At 73.5% G+C, this 18,763-nt stretch carries 19 protein-coding genes; 12 read left to right on the forward strand and 7 right to left on the reverse strand.

Features of this window, described 5'->3' with window-relative positions; all coding sequences use genetic code 11:
* Positions 1-93 precede the first annotated feature (93 nt).
* From ACIBK9_RS16130 to ACIBK9_RS16170, 9 genes are read left to right on the forward strand one after another with little or no spacing between them, the layout of a single operon-like run.
* Complete coding sequence (locus tag ACIBK9_RS16130) at positions 94-1,725, forward strand: carbamoyltransferase (protein WP_397158751.1); 1,632 nt, start codon at positions 94-96, stop codon at positions 1,723-1,725.
* A complete protein-coding gene (locus tag ACIBK9_RS16135; protein WP_397158753.1) occupies positions 1,722-2,777 on the forward strand; it encodes a glycosyltransferase family 2 protein in 1,056 nt (351 codons plus the stop codon). The genes ACIBK9_RS16130 and ACIBK9_RS16135 overlap by 4 nt, the downstream gene beginning before the upstream one ends.
* Entirely contained in the window at positions 2,774-3,979 is a 1,206-nt protein-coding gene (locus ACIBK9_RS16140; RefSeq protein WP_397158755.1) for a glycosyltransferase family 9 protein, read from the forward strand. Before ACIBK9_RS16135 ends, ACIBK9_RS16140 begins: the two co-directional genes overlap by 4 nt.
* Positions 3,976-5,169, forward strand: a complete 1,194-nt coding sequence (locus ACIBK9_RS16145; RefSeq protein WP_397158757.1) for a glycosyltransferase — start codon at positions 3,976-3,978, stop codon at positions 5,167-5,169. Before ACIBK9_RS16140 ends, ACIBK9_RS16145 begins: the two co-directional genes overlap by 4 nt.
* A gap of 2 nt (positions 5,170-5,171) precedes the next feature.
* The gene (locus ACIBK9_RS16150) at positions 5,172-5,720 is read left to right on the forward strand and encodes an SIS domain-containing protein (RefSeq protein WP_397158759.1); all 549 of its coding nucleotides are present in this window, start codon (positions 5,172-5,174) and stop codon (positions 5,718-5,720) included.
* Positions 5,720-7,063 carry a PfkB family carbohydrate kinase gene (locus ACIBK9_RS16155; protein ID WP_397158761.1) on the forward strand — a complete coding sequence of 448 codons (1,344 nt, stop codon included), beginning with the start codon at positions 5,720-5,722 and terminating at the stop codon, positions 7,061-7,063. Before ACIBK9_RS16150 ends, ACIBK9_RS16155 begins: the two co-directional genes overlap by 1 nt.
* Positions 7,060-7,734 carry an SDR family oxidoreductase gene (locus ACIBK9_RS16160; RefSeq protein ID WP_352363997.1) on the forward strand — a complete coding sequence of 225 codons (675 nt, stop codon included), beginning with the start codon at positions 7,060-7,062 and terminating at the stop codon, positions 7,732-7,734. Before ACIBK9_RS16155 ends, ACIBK9_RS16160 begins: the two co-directional genes overlap by 4 nt.
* On the forward strand, positions 7,725-8,597 hold the full coding sequence (locus ACIBK9_RS16165; RefSeq protein WP_397158763.1) for a glycosyltransferase family 9 protein: 873 nt from the start codon (positions 7,725-7,727) through the stop codon (positions 8,595-8,597). Before ACIBK9_RS16160 ends, ACIBK9_RS16165 begins: the two co-directional genes overlap by 10 nt.
* A complete protein-coding gene (locus ACIBK9_RS16170) occupies positions 8,594-9,556 on the forward strand; it encodes a UDP-glucuronic acid decarboxylase family protein (protein WP_358298968.1) in 963 nt (320 codons plus the stop codon). Before ACIBK9_RS16165 ends, ACIBK9_RS16170 begins: the two co-directional genes overlap by 4 nt.
* 148 nt (positions 9,557-9,704) lie before the next feature.
* On the opposite strand, the gene mshC is transcribed toward ACIBK9_RS16170, so the two are convergent.
* From mshC to ACIBK9_RS16195, 5 genes are read right to left on the reverse strand one after another with little or no spacing between them, the layout of a single operon-like run.
* Positions 9,705-10,922, reverse strand: coding sequence for a cysteine--1-D-myo-inosityl 2-amino-2-deoxy-alpha-D-glucopyranoside ligase (gene mshC / locus ACIBK9_RS16175; protein ID WP_397158766.1), 1,218 nt, complete (start codon positions 10,920-10,922; stop codon positions 9,705-9,707).
* Positions 10,919-11,575 carry an NRDE family protein gene (locus tag ACIBK9_RS16180; protein WP_397158768.1) on the reverse strand — a complete coding sequence of 219 codons (657 nt, stop codon included), beginning with the start codon at positions 11,573-11,575 and terminating at the stop codon, positions 10,919-10,921. The genes mshC and ACIBK9_RS16180 overlap by 4 nt, the downstream gene beginning before the upstream one ends.
* 31 nt (positions 11,576-11,606) lie before the next feature.
* Positions 11,607-12,371, reverse strand: a complete 765-nt coding sequence (locus ACIBK9_RS16185) for an SCO1664 family protein (RefSeq protein WP_352327876.1) — start codon at positions 12,369-12,371, stop codon at positions 11,607-11,609.
* Positions 12,368-12,916 carry a DUF3090 domain-containing protein gene (locus ACIBK9_RS16190; protein WP_352363409.1) on the reverse strand — a complete coding sequence of 183 codons (549 nt, stop codon included), beginning with the start codon at positions 12,914-12,916 and terminating at the stop codon, positions 12,368-12,370. The genes ACIBK9_RS16185 and ACIBK9_RS16190 overlap by 4 nt, the downstream gene beginning before the upstream one ends.
* A gap of 9 nt (positions 12,917-12,925) precedes the next feature.
* Entirely contained in the window at positions 12,926-13,612 is a 687-nt protein-coding gene (locus ACIBK9_RS16195; RefSeq protein ID WP_397158771.1) for an MSMEG_4193 family putative phosphomutase, read from the reverse strand.
* A 146-nt stretch (positions 13,613-13,758) separates the two neighbouring features.
* Here ACIBK9_RS16195 and ACIBK9_RS16200 point away from each other — a divergent pair, with 146 nt between their 5' ends.
* Both ACIBK9_RS16200 and ACIBK9_RS16205 read left to right on the forward strand, forming a co-directional pair.
* The gene (locus ACIBK9_RS16200) at positions 13,759-14,706 is read left to right on the forward strand and encodes an aldo/keto reductase (protein ID WP_352327879.1); all 948 of its coding nucleotides are present in this window, start codon (positions 13,759-13,761) and stop codon (positions 14,704-14,706) included.
* A gap of 127 nt (positions 14,707-14,833) precedes the next feature.
* A complete protein-coding gene (locus ACIBK9_RS16205; protein WP_397158774.1) occupies positions 14,834-15,709 on the forward strand; it encodes a hypothetical protein in 876 nt (291 codons plus the stop codon).
* Positions 15,710-15,716: 7 nt separating this feature from the next.
* Here ACIBK9_RS16205 and fabI read toward each other — a convergent pair whose 3' ends face one another.
* Both fabI and ACIBK9_RS16215 read right to left on the reverse strand, forming a co-directional pair.
* The gene (gene fabI, locus ACIBK9_RS16210; RefSeq protein ID WP_352327881.1) at positions 15,717-16,481 is read right to left on the reverse strand and encodes an enoyl-ACP reductase FabI; all 765 of its coding nucleotides are present in this window, start codon (positions 16,479-16,481) and stop codon (positions 15,717-15,719) included.
* 1 nt (position 16,482) lies between these two features.
* Positions 16,483-17,178: a beta-ketoacyl-ACP reductase gene (locus tag ACIBK9_RS16215; RefSeq protein WP_358008091.1), complete on the reverse strand. Its 696-nt coding sequence runs from the start codon at positions 17,176-17,178 to the stop codon at positions 16,483-16,485.
* 77 nt (positions 17,179-17,255) lie between these two features.
* On the opposite strand from ACIBK9_RS16215, the gene ACIBK9_RS16220 reads away from it, so the two are divergent.
* Entirely contained in the window at positions 17,256-18,749 is a 1,494-nt protein-coding gene (locus ACIBK9_RS16220) for a TldD/PmbA family protein (protein WP_352327883.1), read from the forward strand.
* Positions 18,750-18,763 lie beyond the last annotated feature (14 nt).

An 18,763-nucleotide genomic window follows, 5' to 3' on the forward strand; every position in this document is an offset into this window, starting at 1 on the left:
GATTACGCCCGTTTTCGCATCTCCCGAGGTAGCTCCAGGTTTGAGAGCCGCTTCTCTCGGTAGCGGTTCTCGACATCTGCGGGGGAGGAAACGATGAAGTTTCTCGGCATCAACGCGATCTTCCACGACCCGGCCGCGGCGCTGGTCGTCGACGGGAAGATCGTGGCCGCGGCGGAGGAGGAGCGCTTCAGCCGCCGCAAGCACGGCAAACGGCCGCTGGCGTTCTCCGCGTGGGAGCTGCCCGAGCAGGCCGCCGCCTGGTGTCTGCACGAGGCGGGCCTGTCCCCCGAGGACCTGGACGCCGTGGCCTACTCCTACGACCCGGCGCTGGTGGTCCAGCGGCCGGAGGGCGGCTGGGAGGACCTGCGCACGAAGTACGCCGTCCGGGCCCCCGCCTTCCTGGCGACCGCGCTGCCGGGCCTGGACGCCGGGCAGGTCACCTACGTGCCGCACCACGTGGCGCACGCCGCCTCGGCCGGCCTGGCCTCCCCCTGGCGCGACTGCGCGGTGCTGGTGTGCGACGGGCGCGGCGAGAACGTCTCGCACCTGGCCGGCCGCTACCGCGACGGCGAGCTGGAGGTGCTGGCCGCCCAGGAGCTGCCGCACTCGCTCGGCCTGATGTACGAGGACGTCACCCAGCACCTGGGCTTCCTGCGCTCCAGCGACGAGTACAAGGTCATGGCCATGGCCTCCTACGGCCGGCCGCGCCACCTGGAGTCGCTGCGCGAGATCATCTACACGACCGGCGACGGCGGTTTCCGCGTCGAGCCGGTCGACTGGAACGTCTACGTCAAGGCCCTGGCCATGGGCGAGCCGTGGACCTCCGACCACGCCGACCTGGCCGCCAGCGTGCAGGCCCGGCTGGAGGAGGTGCTGCTGGAGCTGGCCCGCTGGCTGCACGAGCGCACCGGCGAACGTCGGCTCGCGCTGGCCGGCGGGGTGGCGCTGAACTGCGTGGCCAACACCCGGCTGCTGGACGAGGGGCCGTTCGAGGAGGTGTGGGCCCAGCCGGCCGCCGGCGACTCCGGCACGGCGCTGGGCGGCGCGCTGCACCTGGCGCAGACCTACGGCGAGCCGGCCGGTCCCATGCCGGGCGCGGCGCTCGGGCGCGGGTTCACCGACGAGGAGCTGGGCGCCTGGCTGGACGTGGCGCGGGTGCCGTACACGCGGCCGGCCGACCTGGGCGCGGCGGTGGCCGCCGAGCTGGCCGCCGACCGGATCGTGGCCTGGTTCCAGGGCCGGTCCGAGTACGGGCCGCGGGCCCTCGGCCGCCGGTCGCTGCTGGCCCATCCGGGGCACGCGGGCAACACCGAGCGGCTCAACGACGTCAAGGGCCGGGAGCAGTTCCGGCCGATCGCGCCGATGGTCCTGGAGTCCAGGGCGCCGGAGATCTTCGGGCGGGGGCCGGTGCCCTCGCCGTACATGCTGTTCGTGCACGACGTGCGCGAGCCCTGGCGGGACCGCATCCCGGCGGTGGTGCACGTGGACGGCACCGCGCGCATCCAGACGATCTCGCCGGCCGACGACCCGCTGATGGCGCGGGTGCTGACCGAGTTCGAGGCGCGCACGGGGCTGCCGGTGGTGGTCAACACCAGCCTGAACACCGCGGGCCGGCCGATCGTCGACGACCCGCGGGACGCGCTGGAGTGCTTCGGCTCCTCGCCGGTGGACGTGCTGGCGCTGGGGCCCTACCTGGTGCGGCGCGGGGAGGTGTTCGCGTCGTGATCACCGTCGTGATCCCCACCATCGGCCGCGCCACGCTGCGGGAGACGCTGGCGGCGGTGGGCCGGTCGGTGCCGGTGATCGTGGTGGACGACCGGCGGGCGGACGCCGCCGCGCTGGAGCTGCCCGATCACGTGCGGGTCGTGCGCTCGGGCGGCCGCGGCCCGGCCGCGGCGCGCAACGCCGGGTGGCGGGCCGCCGGGACGCCCTGGGTGGTGTTCCTCGACGACGACGTGATCCCCGCGCCCGGGTGGGCCGAGGCGGTCTGGAAGGACCTGGTGGACCTGCCCGACGACGTGGGCGGCAGCCAGGGCCGGATCGTGGTGCCGCAACCGGTCGGCCGGCGGCCCACCGACGCCGAGCGGCACACGCTGGGGCTGTCGGACGCGCTGTGGGTGACCGCCGACATGGCCTACCGGCGTTCGGTGCTGGAGCAGACCGGCGGGTTCGACGAACGTTTCCCCCGCGCCTACCGCGAGGACGCCGACATCGCCCTGCGGGTGGCGCGGGCGGGCCACCGGCTGGTCGCGGGCGAGCGGGTGACCACGCACCCGGTGCGCCAGGACGGGTTCTGGGCGAGCGTGCGCTTCCAGCGCGGCAACGCCGACGACGCGCTGATGCGGCGCCTGCACGGGCCGGACTGGCGGCAGGCCATCGGCGGCTCGGGCGGCCGGCTGCGCCGCCACGCCGCCACCTCGGCCGCCGCGCTCACGGCCGCCACCCTCGGCCTGGCCGCCACCGTGGCCCGCCCGTCCGGGAAAGGGCGCGCGGACCGGTGGCCGGAGAGACGGCCCGGCGGGCGGCTCGATCGGCGGCCCGGCAGGCGGGGCGCGGCCGGCAGGTGGGGCGCGGCCGGCGGGTGGCGGGCGTTGCCGGTGCTGGCCGCGGTCGCCGGAGCCCTGTGGGCCGCGATGACCGCCGAGTTCGCCTGGCGGCGCATCGCCCCAGGGCCGCGTACCTGGCGCGAGGTGTGGCGCATGGCTGTCACCAGCGTGGTGATCCCGCCGGTCGCCTGTGTGCACCGGCTTCGGGGGGAATGGAGGTGGCGGCGATGAGACGTCGCGATCCGGCGGCTCGGTGCGGCCGCGGCCGTGCGAAGAACGCCACGCAGTGCCGCGGCAAGGCCGGACGGGCCGCCCGCGCCCGCAAGCCCGCGGAACCCACCACAGCGGAGGCCGGCACGCCGGAGGCGGCGGCGTGCCGGGCGGCCGGAGAGCACGGCGGCGGCCGGGGACGCGTGCTGGTGGCGCGGCTCGACGACGCCGGAGACGTCCTGCTGGCCGGGCCCGCCACCCGGGCCGTGCGCACGCTCGCCGACGAGCTGGTCTTCCTGGCCGGTCCCAACGGCCGGGCCGCCGCCGAGCTGCTGCCCGGCGTGGACCGGGTGATCGAGTGGCGGGCGCCGTGGATCGACCACTCCCCCGCCGCCGTGTCCAACGCCCAGGTCGCCGACCTGATCGCCCGGGTGGAGGGCGTGGACGAGGCGCTGCTGCTGACCTCCTTCCACCAGTCGGCGCTGCCGCTGGCCCTGCTGCTGCGGATGGCCGGCGTGCGGCGCGTCTGCGCGATCAGCAACGACTACCCCGGCTCGCTCCTGGACGTCCGGCATGTCGTGGACGAGACCCTCGACGTGCCCGAGGCCGAGCGCATGCTGGCCGTCGCGCGGGCGGCCGGGTTCGAGCTGCCACCCGGTGACGACGGCAAACTGGCTGTTCGGCGGCCCTTGCCGGATATCGGCCGGGAAAGCGGGCATCTCCTAGGCGTCGGCGGCGCTGCCGATGAACGCTCGTACGTCGTGGTGCATCCAGGGACGTCAGCCCCCGCCAGAACGTGGCCCGCCGACAAGCATCGGCAGGCCGTCAGGGAGCTGGTGGACGACGGGCACCGGGTCGTCGTGACCGGCAAGGAACGTGACCTCACCGCCTACGTGGCCTGCGACGCGGCAGTCGACCTCGGGGGCAGGACCACGTTCGCCGAGCTGGCCGCCGTGATCGAAGGCGCCAGTGTGCTGGTGGCCGGGAACACCGGTCCCGCGCACCTGGCCGCGGCGGTCGGCACACCGGTCGTGAGCCTGTTCGCCCCTGTCGTCCCCGCCGCTCGATGGGCCCCGTACGGCGTTCCCACGGTGCTGCTCGGCGACCAGCAGGCGCCCTGCTCGGGAAGCAGGGCGCGCACCTGTCCGGTGGCCGGGCACCCGTGCCTGTCCCTGGTGACAAGTGAGCAGGTGGTCAAGGCAGTGAGGGAGCTGACGCAGTGAAGGTCGATCTCATCTCCGAACACGCCGATCCGCTGGCGGCCATCGGTGGCGTGGACGCGGGCGGGCAGAACGTCTACGTCGCGCACCTGGCCGTCGCACTGGCCGAGCGCGGGCACACGGTCGTCGTCCACACCAGGCGCTCGGCGCGGTCGCAGCCCGACGCGGTGACCATGGCGCCCGGCGTCACGGTCGAGTACGTCACGGCGGGGCCGGCCGCGGCCGTGCCGAAGGACGAGCTGCCGCCGTACATGCCGGAGTTCACCGAACGCCTGGCCGACCGATGGGCGGCCGACCCGCCGGACGTGGCCCACGCGCACTTCTGGATGAGCGGCCAGGCGGCCCTGCGGGCCGCCGCCGGGGGTGTGCCGGTGGTGCAGACCTTCCACGCGCTCGGCACCGTGAAGCGGCGCTGGCAGGGCGAGGCCGACACCAGCCCGGCGCACCGGATCGACACCGAGCGCGAGATCGGCAAGCGGGCCGACGCCGTGCTGGCCACCTGCAGCGACGAGGTCAGCGAGCTGTGCGCGATGGGCGTGCCCGAGCGGCGCGTCACGGTGGTGCCCTGCGGGGTGGACCTGACGGCGTTCCGCCAGCAGGGGCCGGTCGCGCCGCGCGCGGGCGCCAAGGTGGTGCTCAGCATCGGCCGGATGGTGCCGCGCAAGGGCGTGGACACCCTGATCGCCGCGCTGCGCCAGCTCCCGGACGCCGACCTGGTGATCGCCGGCGGCGGCCCGGACGACGAGGAGGAGACCGCCCGGCTGCGCGACCTGGCCCTCGCCTACGGGCTCCAGGACCGGGTGCACCTGATCGGCAGCGTCCCGCGCACGCACGTGCCGGCGCTGATGCGCTCGGCCGACGTCGTGGTCACCGTGCCCTGGTACGAGCCGTTCGGGATGGTCCCGATCGAGGCGATGGCCTGCGGCGTGCCCGTCGTGGCCTCGGCGGTCGGCGGCCACCTGGACACGGTCGCGGGCTGCGGCGTGCTGGTTCCGCCGCGCCGCCCGCGGGCGCTGGCCAGGGCGCTGCGCGACGTGCTCGCCGACCCGGGCAGGCGCGCGGCGCTGGGCGCGGCGGGGGCGCGGCGGGCCCGCGAGCGGTACGGCTGGTCCCGCATCGCCGAGCAGACCGAGGCGGTGTACACGCAGGTCATCGACGGCAAGCTCTGCCGCCTGGCCGCTCTGGGGGGTTGATCATGGACAGACATCTGGAAAAGCTCTGGACCACGCTGGAGAAGGTCGACGACCACGCGGTCAGCATCCGCGCCTGGGGCGGGAAGCTGGCCGGCGTGCTGTCGGCCGGCGGCCGGCTGCTGGCCTGCGGCAACGGCGGGTCGGCGGCCGAGGCCCAGCACCTGACGGCCGAGCTGGTGGGCCGGTTCAGGGCCGACCGGCCGCCGTACGCGGCGATCCCGCTGCACGGCGACAGCTCCTCGATGACCGCGATCGCCAACGACTTCGGCCACGAGGAGGTCTACGCCCGCCAGGTGCGGGCGCACGGCCGTCCCGGTGACGTGCTGATGTGCCTGTCCACCAGCGGCGGCAGCCCGAACGTGCTGGCCGCGGCCCGGGCGGCGCAGGAGGTCGGCGTCGTCACCTGGGCGCTGACCGGGCCCGCGCCGAACCCGCTGGCCGACCTGTGCGACGAGGCGGTGGCCGTGCCCGCGCAGGAGACGGCCACCGTCCAGGAGGTGCACCTCGCCATGATCCACCTGCTCTGCGACGCCATCGAGGAGGCCGTCTGATGGGCCCCCTCGTCGTCATCGGCGACACACTGCTCGACGTGGACGTCGAGGGCGACAGCGAGCGGCTGTGCCCGGACGCGCCGGTCCCGGTGGTCGACATCGCGGCCGAGCACGCCCGCCCCGGCGGGGCCGGGCTGGCCGCGCTGCTGGCCGCGCGGGACGGCGCGGAGGTGGTGCTGATCACCGCGATCGGCGACGACCCCGACGGTCACCGCCTGTGCGCGCTGCTGTCGGAGGAGGTCGAGCTGGTACGCCTGCCGCTGAACGGCGGGACCGTGCGCAAGACCAGGGTCAGGTCGAGGGGCCAGACCATGCTCAGGCTCGACAGCGGCGACGGCGTCACCCGGTCCGACCCGCCCGGCGAGATCCCCGAGGAGATCACGGCCGTGCTGGCCCGCGCCGGCGCCGTGCTGGTCTCCGACTACGGCAGGGGCGTGGCCGGCCTGGCCCGGGAGCTGCTGCGCGAGGCCCGCGTACCGGTCGTGTGGGACCCGCATCCCCGGGGCGGGCCGCCCATGCCGGGCTGCACGCTGGTGACGCCGAGCGAGGCGGAGGCCAGGATGTTGTGCCCGGACGGCTACCGCGGCCCCGACCACGCGGCCCGCCGCCTGGTGCGGGAGCTGCGCGCGGGAGCCGTGGCGGTCACCACCGGCGGCAACGGCGCCACGCTGGCCGTCCAGGGCGGCCCGCTGACGCGGGTGCCGCCGCCGGTGACGGCGTCCGGGCAGGACGCGTGCGGCGCGGGCGACCGGTTCGCCGGCGCCGCGGCGCTCGCGCTGCGGGACGGCGCGGACGTCGAGGAGGCGGTCACCATCGGCGTCGGCGAGGCCTCGCGCTTCGTCGAGCGCGGCGGGGCCGCCACCGTCAGGACCCAGGAACAGCGGCTCGGCGACCGGCCGCGCACCGCGCTGGAGGTGGCCAGGCTCACCCGCGCGCAGGGCGGCCGGCTGATCGCCACCGGCGGCTGTTTCGACCTGTTGCACGCGGGGCACGTGAGCCTCCTGCGGCGGGCCAGGGCGCTGGGCGACGCTCTCGTCGTCTGCGTCAACTCCGACGACTCGGTGCGCAGGCTGAAGGGCCCGTCCAGGCCCGTGGTCGACGCGCGGGACCGGGTCGAGGTGCTGCGGGCGCTGAGCTGCGTGGACGCGGTCCTGGTGTTCGAGGAGGACACCCCGGCCGAGTCCATCGAGCTGCTGCGGCCCGACGTGTGGGTGAAGGGCGGGGACTACGAGGGGGAAGTCCTGCCCGAGTCAGAGGTCCTGAAGCGGCTCGGCGCCGAGTTCGTCGCGCTCAGCACGCTGCCGGGACGTTCGACCAGCAATCTGATCAGGGAGATCCAGTGAATATTTTGATCACCGGGGGCGCCTCCGGTCTCGGCCTGGCCACCGCCGAAGCGGTCGAGAAGGAGGGCTGGCGGGCGCTCGTCGTCGACGTGCGCGAGCCGGACCAGCGTTTCGACCACGTCACGGCCGACCTGGCCGACCGCGGGCAGGCCGAGCGGGCCGTGCGCGAGCTCGCCGAGCGGGCCGGCGGCCTGGACGGCGTGGTGACCGCGGCCGGCATCGACGCCTGCGGACGCCTGGAGGACGTGCCCGCCGACGACTGGGAGCGGGTGATCCAGGTCAACCTGCTCGGCACGGCCGCCGTCGTCCGGGCGGCGCTGCCGTATCTGAAGCGGAGCCGCGGCAAGGTGGTGACCTGCGCCTCGACGCTCGGGCTGCGCCCGCTGAGCGACGCCTCGGCGTACTCGGCCTCCAAGTTCGGCGTCGTCGGCTTCACCAGGGGGCTGGCGGTCGAGCTGCGCGGCGAGGTGGGGGTGACCCTGCTGATCCCGGGCGGCATGCGGACGAGCTTCTTCGACGGGCGTCCCGAGCAGTACAAGCCGGGCCCGGAGGCGGGGCTGAACGACCCGGCCGACGTCGCCCAGACCGTCGTGTTCGCGCTCCGGCAGCCGGCCGGGTGCGAGGTCAGAGAGCTGGTCGTCTGCCCCTCGACGGAGACGTCATGGCCCTAGAACTGCTGGCGTTGCGCGGGCTCGGCCTGGGCGACCTGCTCACGGCCGTCCCCGCGCTGCGGGCGCTGCGGCAGTCGTTCCCCGGGCACCGGATCACGCTGGCCGCGCCGAAGTCCCTGGAGGCCCTGCTGCCGCTGACCGGCGCGGTGGACGCCCAGGTGGACGTGTCCGGGCCGGGCCCGGTGCCGTTCCAGCGGCCCGACATCGCGGTCAACCTGCACGGCAAGGGGCCGCAGAGCATCGAGGCGCTGCGCGCCACCGACCCGGGCCGGCTGATCAGCTTCGGCGTCGGCCCGCCGTGGCAGGACGGCGTGCACGAGGTGCGGCGCTGGTGCGGCCTGCTGGAGTGGCACGGCATCCCCGCCGACCCGGAGGACCTGACGCTCGGCATCTCCGACCGGACGGGCCCGGTGATCGTGCATCCGGGGGCCGCCTACCCGGCGCGGCGCTGGCCGCCCGAGCGGTTCGCCGAGGTCGCGGCGGCGCTGGACGACGTGGTCGTCACCGGCAACGCCGACGAGGTGCCGATCGCCAGGAAGGTCGCCGAGCTGGCCGGGCTGCCGCCGGAGCGCATGCTGGCCGGCCGCACCCGGCTGGCCGACCTGATCGACCTGGTCAGCCGGGCCCGGCTGGTGGTCTGCGGCGACACCGGGGTCGCGCACCTGGCGACGGCGTTCTGCGTGCCGTCGGTGGTGCTGTTCGGCCCGGTGCCGCCGTCGGAGTGGGGGCCGCCGCCCGGATGGCGGCACGTGGCCCTGTGGGCCGGTCGCAAGGGCGACCCGCACGGCCTGCGCCCCGATCCCGGCCTGCTCAGGATCGAGGTGTCGGAAGTGGTCGACGCAGCTCTGGAGGTCACGTCATGAGGGCTCTGGTCACCGGCGGAGCCGGCTTCCTCGGTTCCTACCTGTGCGAACGCCTGCTGGACGAGGGCGCCGAGGTCATCTGCATGGACAGTTTCCTGACCGGCGGCCCGCGCAACGTCGAGCACCTGCTGGACAATCCGGCCTTCCGGCTCATCGAGAGCGACCTGACCGGGTACGTGCACGTCCCGGGCCGGGTGGACCTGGTGCTGCACTTCGCCTCGGCCGCCTCGCCGGCCGACTACCTGCGCTACCCGATCGAGACGTTGCGGGTGGGCAGCGTGGGCACCCTGCACGCGCTCGGGCTGGCAAGGGAGAAGGGCGCCCGGTTCGTCCTGGCGTCCACCAGCGAGGTGTACGGCGACCCGCTGGAGCACCCGCAGAAGGAGACGTACTGGGGGAACGTCAACCCGGTCGGCCCGCGCAGCGTCTACGACGAGGCCAAGCGCTTCGCCGAGTCGCTGACCACCGCCTACCGCCACTCGCGCGGCACCGACACCGGGATCGTGCGCATCTTCAACACCTACGGCCCGCGGATGCGCCCGTTCGACGGCCGGGCGATCCCGACGTTCATCCGGCAGTCGCTGAAGGGCGAGCCGCTGACCATCACCGGCGACGGCACCCAGACCAGGTCGATCTGCTACGTGGACGACACCGTCTCGGGCATCCTGGCCATGGCCCGCAGCGACTTCACCGGCCCGGTCAACATCGGCAACCCGGACGAGCTGACCATGCTGGAGCTGGCCACCCTCATCCGCGACCTGACCGGTTCGGCCTCGGAGATCGAGTTCATCGACCGGCCCGCCGACGATCCGAAGGTGCGCCGGCCCGACACCACGCTGGCCGCCGAGCGGCTGGGCTGGCGGGCGGAGGTGCCCGCCAAGGAGGGGCTGCGGCGCACGATCGAGTGGTTCACCGCGGAGCTCGCCGCGAACGACAGGTTCGAGGAGCTGCGTGTGTGACGGAGAACGCCGAGGGATCGGCGACTCCACGGGAGGCCGTGGGCCGGGCGTGAAAGCCCGGCCCACGACCATGCCCGGCCGGTGTGCGCGGCCTGGTGTTCAGCGGCCGGCCATCGTGCAGAAAGCGGTCGTGCAGAAAAGCGGTCGGTCAGAGGGCGATGCCGAGGAGGGCGTCGGTCAGGTCCTTGACCAGGCCGGGCTGCTGCGGGCCGCCCTCGGCCTGCGCCCGCTCGGCCCAGGCGTCGATCTTGGCCAGCGCGCCCGGCGAGTCGAGGTCGTCGGCCATCCGCTCGCGGACCGCGGCCAGCAGCTCCTCCGCGCGCGGCGCGCCCTGCAGGGCGACCGCCGAGCGCCACAGCGCGAGCCGGCGCTCGGCCGCGGCGAGCTGGTCGGGCGTGTACTCCCAGTCCTCCCGGTAGTGGTGGGCCAGCAGGACGAGCCGCACGGCCATCGGGTCGTGCCGCTGCCGCAGCCGGCTGACGAACACCAGGTTGCCCTTGGACTTCGACATCTTCTCGCCGTCGAGCGCCACCATGCCCGCGTGCGTGTAGAACTTGGCAAACGGCCACTCCCCCGTCGCCGCGTGCCCCTCGGAGGCGCCGCACTCGTGGTGCGGGAAGATCAGGTCGGAGCCGCCGCCCGCCACGTCGTAGCCGGGGCCCAGGTTGCGCAGCGCGATCGCGGTGCACTCGATGTGCCAGCCGGGACGCCCCCGGCCCAGGCTCGTCTCCCAGGCCGGCTCGCCGGGCCGCTCGGCCCGCCACAGCAGCCAGTCGAGCGGGTGCCGCTTGCCCGGCCGGTCGGGGTCGCCGCCGCGCTCGGCGGACAGGGCCAGCATCTCGGCCTCGTCGTAGCCGGACACCTGGCCGAACTTGGGGGCGTCGGCCACCTTGAAGTAGACGTCGCCGTCGAGGTCGTAGGTGCAGCCCTTGGCGGCGAGCTCGGTGATCAGGTCGGCGACGTGGCCCACGACCTCGGTGACGCCGACGTACTCGCGCGGCGGCAGGATGCGCAGGGCCTCCATGTCGGTGCGGAACAGCTCGATCTCGCGCTCGGCCAGTTCCTGCCAGTCGATGCCGGTCTGGGCGGCCCGCTCCAGCAGCGGGTCGTCCACGTCGGTGGCGTTCTGGGTGTAGTGGACCTCGTGCCCGGCGTCCCGCCACATCCGGCCCACCAGGTCGAAGGCGTGGTAGGTGTTGGCGTGGCCGAGGTGGGTGGCGTCGTAGGGGGTGATGCCGCAGACGTACATCCGGGCGGTGGGGCCGGGATCGGTCTGCCGCACCTGCCTCGTCGTCGTGTCGTAGAGACGCAGCGGAATGCTCTCACCTGGGAGCTTGGGGATGTTCTGGGCAGACCACGATCTCATGCCTTTGAGCCTATCCGTGCCGTAAGGTCCGTGAACTCGTAGGCGGTGTCGTCCTGGCCCAGGGTGACCCGCATCACCGACAGCGAGGCGTAGACGCGGCCGTCGGGCAGGGTGTTGCGCACCAGGAGGGCGTCCGGCCGGTCGGAGTGCGCGCCGGTGATCAGCTCCGCCCAGTCGGGCGCGCTCGCGAAGCGCGGCAGGTGGGCCCGGACGCGGCCGGCGTCCGGGTCGAGGCCGGTGTTGACGACCATGCTGGTGCCGTCGGGCAGGGCGGAGGCGGTGAGGCGGTCGCCGTCCCAGCTGAACAGCCGCACGCCGGACAGGTCGGCGAGCACGAGGTGGAAGGGGTCGTAGCGGGTCAGGTCGACGTCCGGGACGTCGCCCGTGGACACCGCGATCAGGGCCAGGTCGCCGCGGGAGACCCTGGTGGTCTCGGGGGCCATCGTGCCGTGGCCGTTGAGGAGGGCGGCGGCGCGGCAGGCGGACGGGGAGACGGCCATCCAGGTGCCGCCGCCCTTGAGGTCACGGCCGCCGATCACCCCGGGATGCTCGGGCCAGTGCTCCCCGGGCGCCTCCCAGGGGCGGTCGGTGAGCTCGTCCCGCACGCCCATGAGGGTCAGCGGCTCCCCGGTTCTCACGATCAGCGTGCACATGCGGCAAAGGGTATAAAACCCCCGCCAGTCCTCAGATAGGGGGCCAGGGAACGGCCGGCCACCCTTCCGACGGGTACGGATGCACGCCGGTGTCCAGCAGCCGCCTGACCCGCCGCCAGGTGGCCTCCACCTCGGCCAGCGTGAGCAGCTCGCGCAGCCGCCGCCCCAGCGAGCCCGACTCCAGGTCGCGCTCCAGCTTGGCCAGCACCGCCACCGCCTCGCGCGCCAGCGGCTTGCCCCGCCACTGCCACAGCACGGTACGCAGTTTGTCCTCGACCGAGAAGCAGACGCCGTGGTCGACGCCGTAGACGTGCCCGGTCGGCAGCGGCAGCAGGTGACCGCCCTTGCGGTCGGCGTTGTTGACCACCGCGTCGAACACCGCCATCCGGCGCACCACCGGGTTGCGGCTCTTGACCAGCCGCATCAGGTCGATCTCGCGCTCGGTGTCGATCCACAGCTGGCACATGCCGGGCCCGAACGGGCCCTCGCGGTAGACGGTCGGCGGCACGATGCGCCAGCCGGTCGCCTGGGAGACCTCGTAGGCGGCCACCTCGCGGGCGGCGAGGGTGCCGTCGGGGAAGTCCCACAGGGGGCGCTCGCCGCGGACGGGCTTGTAGACGCAGGCGGCGCTGCGGCCGCCCAGCTTGATCGAGCAGTAGAGGGTCATGTTGGTGGCCTCGACCAGGCGGCCGGCCACCTCCAGGCGCCCGTCGCGCAGCAGCGTGAGCGCCTCCTCCTCCTGCATGATCGGCCCTTGTGGCGGCTTGACGGCCGGTTCGCTCTCAGGAGCGGTCATGAAGCCGCCTCACCCCCGCGGTAGCCGTTGAGTCGGACGCAGACATGGCCTTCGGCGTCGAGCGGCTGCCCGCACAGGGGGCAGGGAGGCCGGCCCGCCGCCACGATCTGGAGCGCCCTGCGGGTGAAGGCACGCGCGGCCCCTGCGCTGATCCGCACCCGCAGCACGGCGGGGTCGGGGCCGTCGAGGTCCTCCTCGTCGATGACCTCCTGCGCCTCGATCACCACCTGGGACTTGTCGTCGTCCCAGGCCAGCGCCATGGTGCCGACCCGGAAGTCCTCCGCGACCGGCACGTCGAGGGGGGCGTCGTCGGCCAGGTCGGCCGGAGCCAGCGCGGGCACGTGCGCGGTGCCCCCGCTGAGCCGCAGAACCTCGTCGAGCAGCTCGTCGAGCCTGCCCGCGAGCGCAGCCACCTGCAGCTTCTCCAGCGCCACGGTGGTCAGTCTGCCCTCGGCCCTGGCCTGCAGAAAAAAGACCCGCGCGCCCGGCTGCCCCAGGGCGCCGGCGACGAACCTCTCCGGTGGGTCGTAGTCGAAGACCGGCATAGCCTGACCTTACGTGGTCCCGGGTCCACCGCCGACGGCGGCATCGCTCCCGGTGATGTTTTCTCCCCCGTCTTTCTCCTCCGAATCCTCGGGCAACCGCAATTCCCCCATATCGTTAATCCTGAGAACAAAGGGACGCAAGGGGGCATAGCGAATCACGGTGAGGGCCGCAGGATCGGCTGTTATCCGCTGAAAATGATCGAGGTGCAGCCCCAGAGCGTCCGCCACGATCGCCTTGATGACGTCTCCGTGGGTGCACGCCAGGTAGACACCCTTCAACCCGAGGCGTCGATTCCACTCCCGGACCGCGGCCACCGCCCGATGTTGCATATCGGCCAGCGACTCCCCTTCCGGAAATGTCACCGCACTGGGATGCGCCTGCACGGTCTGCCAGAGCGGCTCCTGCGCGAGCTCCTTGAGCGGGCGGCCCGTCCAGGCGCCGTAGCCGCACTCGATCAGCCGCTCGTCGAGGACCACGTCCGCCCCGCGGCCCTTGGCCACGGCCTCGGCGGTCTCGCGGCAGCGTTCGAGCGGGCTGGAGACGACGGCGTCGAGCCGGACCCCGGCGATGCGGCCGGCCAGCGCCTCGGCCTGCGCCCGCCCGGCCTCGCTCAGGCGCACCCCCGGGGTGCGCCCGGCCAGCACCGGCCCGGTGAGGTCGGTCAGCCCGTGGCGGGCCAGCAGAAGGGTGGTCACACCAGCAAGTGTCGCAGGCGCGGATCACCATGTTTCACGCACCTGCGAGAAAACTTCGCATCCACCCGCCGCCACGCTCCTCACCAGGCAGGACATTGGAGCGGCGGACTGGCGGGCGAGCCCGTTCTTGGTAACCTGGCGGGATCATGGAGCAGCGCTATGTCGGCCGCAGCGGCCTGTCGGTGTCCCGGCTGGGGCTCGGCACGATGACCTGGGGCCGTGACACCGACCCGGAGGAGGCGGCCGCCCAGCTCCGTTCCTTCCTCGACGCGGGCGGCACCCTCGTCGACACCGCCGACGTCTACACCGGGGGCGACTCCGAGCGGCTGCTCGGCCGCATGCTGCGCGACTCCGTGCCGCGCTCGGAGCTGGTGATCTCCACCAAGGCCGTGGTCACCCCGACCGGCCGCCGGCCGCGCGACGCCTCCAGGCGCCACCTGATCGCCGCCGTCGACGAGTCGCTCAACCGGCTCGGCCTCGACTACGTCGACCTGTGGCAGCTGCACACCTACGACGCCGAGGTGCCGCTGGAGGAGACCCTGGCCGCCCTCGACGCGATCGTCTCCTCCGGCCGGGCCGTCTACGCCGGCGTCTGCGACTACGCGGGCTGGCAGCTCGCCGCCGCCGCCGTCACCCAGAAGTCGGTCCCCGGCCGCATCCCGATCACCTCGGCCCAGGTCGAGTACTCGCTGCTGGCCCGCGAGCCCGAGCGCGAGCTGCTGCCCGCCGCCGCCCACCTCGACGTCGGCGTGCTGGCCTGGTCGCCGCTCGGCCGGGGCGTGCTGACCGGCAAGTACCGCACCGGCATCCCGGCCGACTCCCGCGCCGCGACGCCGCACTTCGCCGACTTCGTCCGTCCCTATCTCGACGAGCGCGGCCGCAGCGTGGTCGAGTCGGTCACCACCGCCGCCGACGGGCTCGGCGTCTCGCCGCTGGCGGTGGCCCTGTCGTGGGTGCGCGACCAGCCCGGGGTGGCCTCGGCGATCGTCGGCGCCCGCACCCACACGCAGCTCAAAGGGATTCTGTCGGCCGAGGACGTCGTGCTCCCGATCGAGATCCGGGAGGCGCTCGATGACGTGTCCTCGCTCGACTGACGACGAACGAGAATCCATCTCGCGTATCACTAGTCGATACCGAATCGCAACTTTACCGGGAAAAAGCCTGCGTCTGACGGGCCTTGTCCATAAGGATTTCCTCCTGAAGCGACACAGGAGGGGACGGATGGGGAGCAGGACCGCGATCTCGGCCGGGGTGCTCGCGGTGGCGCTGGCGGCGATCCCGGCGGGGGCGCCGGCCGCTTCCGCCGCCGCCGTCCAGGGCTGCCCGGGCGAGGGTGGGCTGCTCTCGGGCGTCACCGACACGCTGTGCGACGTCGTCGGCGCGCTCACGGGCACGGTCGACGACGTGACCGGCGGCAAGGCCGACCCGGTGACCAAGGGCGTCGACAAGGCCACCGGCGAGGTGCTCGGCACCGTCGGCGACGCCGTGCCGACCGGCAGGCCCGCCAAACCGTCCCACTCGGACCGCCCCTCCCCCAGCCCCAGCCACAGCGACCTGGTGCCCGAGACGCTGAAGGACGTGTGCCTGCCGGTGCTGGCCTGCGACGACCAGGGCGTGCTCCCGTCGCTGACGGCCTACCCCACCCCGACGGCCTCGCCCGGGACCGAGACCGAGACCGGGACCGGGACCGGGCGCCGCCGGAGCGACCGGCCGCACGAGCGCGAGACCGACGAGGCCACCGCGCCGCTGCCGACGCAGCCGCCCACGCCGCCGCAGCCACAGCCGTACACGCTGGACGACGAGCGGCCGGTCACCGCCGAGGAGCCGACCGCCGATCCCGACGACTCGCGGGTGGAGCTGCTGTGGCCCAACCCGTTCGGGCGCGAGCTGGCCGTGCCGCTGCGCGACCAGCGAGTGGTGCGGCCCAGCCCGCCGGCTCAGGACGTGCTGGGCACCGTGCTGACGATCGTGCTGCTGGGGTCGGCGGTGCTGGCCACCCGGATCGTGCAGCAGCGGCGGCACCGGGCCGAGCCGAGCGAGTCGATCCCGTTCGAGCCGGCCCCGGCGGGCAGCAGCGGCAGGCACCGCCTGGCGTGAGGCGCGCTCAGCCGCCGATCGCGTGCGCGCCGCCGTCGACGTGCACGATCTCGCCGGTGGTGGCGGGGAACCAGTCGGACATGAGCGCCACGCACGCCTTGGCGGCCGGGACGGTGTCGGTGAGGTCCCAGCCCAGCGGCGAGCGCTCGGGCCAGCTCTCCTCGAACTCCTTGAAGCCCGGGATCGACTTGGCGGCCATCGTGCGCAGCGGCCCGGCCGAGACCAGGTTGACCCGGATGTTGTGCTTGCCCAGGTCGCGGGCGAGGTAGCGGCTGCACGACTCGAGGCCGGCCTTGGCCACGCCCATCCAGTCGTAGACCGGCCAGGCCTTGGAGGCGTCGAAGTCGAGGCCGACGACCGCGCCGCCCTCCTTCATCAGCGGCAGGCAGGCCACGGCCAGCGACTTGAACGAGTACGTGGAGACCTGCAGGGCGGTGGCGACGTCCTCCCACGGCGTGTTGAGGAAGTTGCCGCCGAGGGCGCTCTGCGGCGCGAAGCCGATGGAGTGCACGACGCCGTCGAGCCCGTCGACGTGCTCGCCCACGCGGGCGGCCAGCGTGTCGAGCTGGTCGGTGTCCTGGACGTCGAGCTCCAGCACCGGCGGGGTCTGGGGCAGCCGCTTGGCGATGCGCTCGACCAGGCTCAGCCGGCCGAACCCGGTGAGCACCACCGTGGCGCCCTCCTCCTGGGCCAGCTTGGCCACCGAGAAGGCGATGGAGGCGTCGGTGAGCACGCCGGTCACGAGGATCCGCTTGCCTTCGAGAATTCCCACGTCAGTGCCCCATTCCGAGTCCGCCGTCGACCGGGATCACGGCCCCGGTGATGTACGAGGCGTCGTCGCCGGCCAGGAAGCGGACGACGCGCGCGATCTCCGCGGGGGCGGCCTGCCGCCCGAGCGGGATGTTCTTGACGATGGCCTCCTGGTCGAGGCCGGACGTCATGTCGGTGGCCACGAAGCCGGGCGCCACCACGTTGACGGTGATGTTGCGCGAGCCGTACTCGCGGGCCAGGGAGCGGGCGAAGCCGACCAGGCCGGCCTTGGAGGCGGCGTAGTTGGCCTGGCCCGCCTGACCGGACAGGCCGACCACGGAGGAGATGAGGATGATGCGGCCGCGCTTGATCTTCATCATGGGCCTGATGGCGCGCTTGGCCACGCGGTAGGCCCCGGTCAGGTTGGCGTCGATGACGTCGGTGAAGGTCTCCTCCTTCATCATCGCCAGCAGGGTGTCCTTGGTGATGCCCGCATTGGAGACGAGGACCTCGACCGGCCCCTGCTCGGCCTCGACCTTGTCGAAGGCGGCCTCGACCTCGGCCGTGCTGGTGACGTCGCAGCGGACGCCGAACAGACCCTCCGGCGGCTCCCCCGATCGGTAGGTGACCGCGACGGCGTCGCCGGCCGCGGCGAGTTCACGGGCGATCGCGAGGCCGATGCCGCGATTGCCTCCGGTGACGAGTACAGAGCGTGCCATGGCATCTGACGCTATCTCTTACTTGCGGGTATCCGCTTGTCCGGGTGGCACAAGATCACAGGGTTAGGATCGTGGACATGCGCCAGATCGATCCCGATTTCCTGGAACTGCCGCTGCGGCAGCTCGCGGACGCGGCCCTGCAACGCGCCCGCGACCTCGGCGCCGAGCACGCCGACTTCCGGCTCGAACGCGTCAGGGCCGAGACGCTGCGCCTGTACGACGCCCGCCTCGAAGGCGCGCTCGACGCCGACGACCTCGGCTACGCGGTCCGTGTCGTCAAGGGTGGCACATGGGGGTTCGCGGCCGGCATCCACCTGACCCCGCAGGCCGCCGCGGCGGTGGCCGAGCAGGCGGTGCGGGTGGCCGAGGTGAGCGCGCCGGTCAACCGGGAGCCCATCGAGCTGGCGCCCGAGCCGGTGCACGCCGACGCGGTGTGGGTCTCCGACTACGACGTCGACCCGTTCGAGGTGCCCTCCGCCGACAAGGTGGGGCTGCTGGCCGACTGGTCGGCCGGGCTGCTCAAGGGCGCCGACCACGTCTCGGCGCGGCTGCTGCAGGTCAAGGAGCAGAAGTTCTACGCCGACACCGCGGGCACGGTGACCACGCAGCAGCGCGTGCGGGTGCATCCGTCGCTCAACGCGATGAAGGCGCACGAGGGCGGCTTCGACGACATGTCCACGATCGCGCCGCCGGTCGGCCGCGGCTACGAGTACCTGACCGGCACGGGCTGGGACTGGCCGGCCGAGCTGGGCCGGCTGCCCGAGCTGCTGGCCGAGAAGCTGGCCGCGCCCTCGGTCGAGGCGGGCGACTACGACCTGGTGATCGACCCGTCCAACCTGTGGCTGACGATCCACGAGTCGATCGGCCACGCCACCGAGCTCGACCGCGCGCTGGGCTACGAGGCCGCCTACGCCGGCACCAGCTTCGCCACCTTCGACCAGCTCGGCGAGCTGGTCTACGGCTCGCCGCTGATGAACGTCACCGGCGACCGCACGGTCACGCACGGCCTGGCCACGGTCGGCTACGACGACGAGGGCGTGCGGGGGCAGAGCTTCGACATCGTCAAGGACGGCGTGCTGGTGGGCTACCAGCTCGACCGGCGGATGGCGCTGATGAAGGGGTTCGGGCGCTCCAACGGGTGCGCGTTCGCCGACTCCCCCGGCCACATGCCGATCCAGCGCATGGCGAACGTGTCGCTGGCCGCCGCGCCCGGCGGGCCCTCCACCGAGGAGCTGATCGCGGGCGTGGAGCGCGGCCTGTACATCGTGGGCGACAAGAGCTGGTCGATCGACATGCAGCGCTACAACTTCCAGTTCACCGGGCAGCGGGCGTACCGGATCTCGCACGGGAAGCTGGCCGGGCAGGTCAGAGACTTCGCCTACCAGGCCACCACGACCGATTTCTGGCAGTCGATGGACGGCGTCGGCGGGCCGGGCACGTACGTGCTGGGCGGCGCCTTCAACTGCGGCAAGGGCCAGCCGGGGCAGGTCGCGCCGGTCAGCCACGGATGCCCGTCGGCGCTGTTCAGGGGCGTGCGCGTGCTCAACACGGTGCAGGAGGGCGGCAAGTGACTACCCCGCAGGAG

The sequence above is a fragment of the Nonomuraea sp. NPDC050227 genome (assembly GCF_044459705.1).
GTDB lineage: Bacteria > Actinomycetota > Actinomycetes > Streptosporangiales > Streptosporangiaceae > Nonomuraea.

What these genes read in the sequence shown, in the direction of transcription:
- ACIBK9_RS16130 (WP_397158751.1), top strand. Translation starts at nt 94, where the DNA reads ATGAAGTTTCTCGGCATCAACGCGATCTTCCACGACCCGGCCGCGGCG.
- ACIBK9_RS16140 (WP_397158755.1), top strand. Translation starts at nt 2,774, where the DNA reads ATGAGACGTCGCGATCCGGCGGCTCGGTGCGGCCGCGGCCGTGCGAAG.
- ACIBK9_RS16150 (WP_397158759.1), top strand. Translation starts at nt 5,172, where the DNA reads ATGGACAGACATCTGGAAAAGCTCTGGACCACGCTGGAGAAGGTCGAC.
- ACIBK9_RS16155 (WP_397158761.1), top strand. Translation starts at nt 5,720, where the DNA reads ATGGGCCCCCTCGTCGTCATCGGCGACACACTGCTCGACGTGGACGTC.
- ACIBK9_RS16165 (WP_397158763.1), top strand. Translation starts at nt 7,725, where the DNA reads ATGGCCCTAGAACTGCTGGCGTTGCGCGGGCTCGGCCTGGGCGACCTG.
- ACIBK9_RS16170 (WP_358298968.1), top strand. Translation starts at nt 8,594, where the DNA reads ATGAGGGCTCTGGTCACCGGCGGAGCCGGCTTCCTCGGTTCCTACCTG.
- mshC (WP_397158766.1), bottom strand. Translation starts at nt 10,922, where the DNA reads ATGAGATCGTGGTCTGCCCAGAACATCCCCAAGCTCCCAGGTGAGAGC.
- ACIBK9_RS16180 (WP_397158768.1), bottom strand. Translation starts at nt 11,575, where the DNA reads ATGTGCACGCTGATCGTGAGAACCGGGGAGCCGCTGACCCTCATGGGC.
- ACIBK9_RS16185 (WP_352327876.1), bottom strand. Translation starts at nt 12,371, where the DNA reads ATGACCGCTCCTGAGAGCGAACCGGCCGTCAAGCCGCCACAAGGGCCG.
- ACIBK9_RS16190 (WP_352363409.1), bottom strand. Translation starts at nt 12,916, where the DNA reads ATGCCGGTCTTCGACTACGACCCACCGGAGAGGTTCGTCGCCGGCGCC.
- ACIBK9_RS16200 (WP_352327879.1), top strand. Translation starts at nt 13,759, where the DNA reads ATGGAGCAGCGCTATGTCGGCCGCAGCGGCCTGTCGGTGTCCCGGCTG.
- ACIBK9_RS16205 (WP_397158774.1), top strand. Translation starts at nt 14,834, where the DNA reads ATGGGGAGCAGGACCGCGATCTCGGCCGGGGTGCTCGCGGTGGCGCTG.
- ACIBK9_RS16215 (WP_358008091.1), bottom strand. Translation starts at nt 17,178, where the DNA reads ATGGCACGCTCTGTACTCGTCACCGGAGGCAATCGCGGCATCGGCCTC.
- ACIBK9_RS16220 (WP_352327883.1), top strand. Translation starts at nt 17,256, where the DNA reads ATGCGCCAGATCGATCCCGATTTCCTGGAACTGCCGCTGCGGCAGCTC.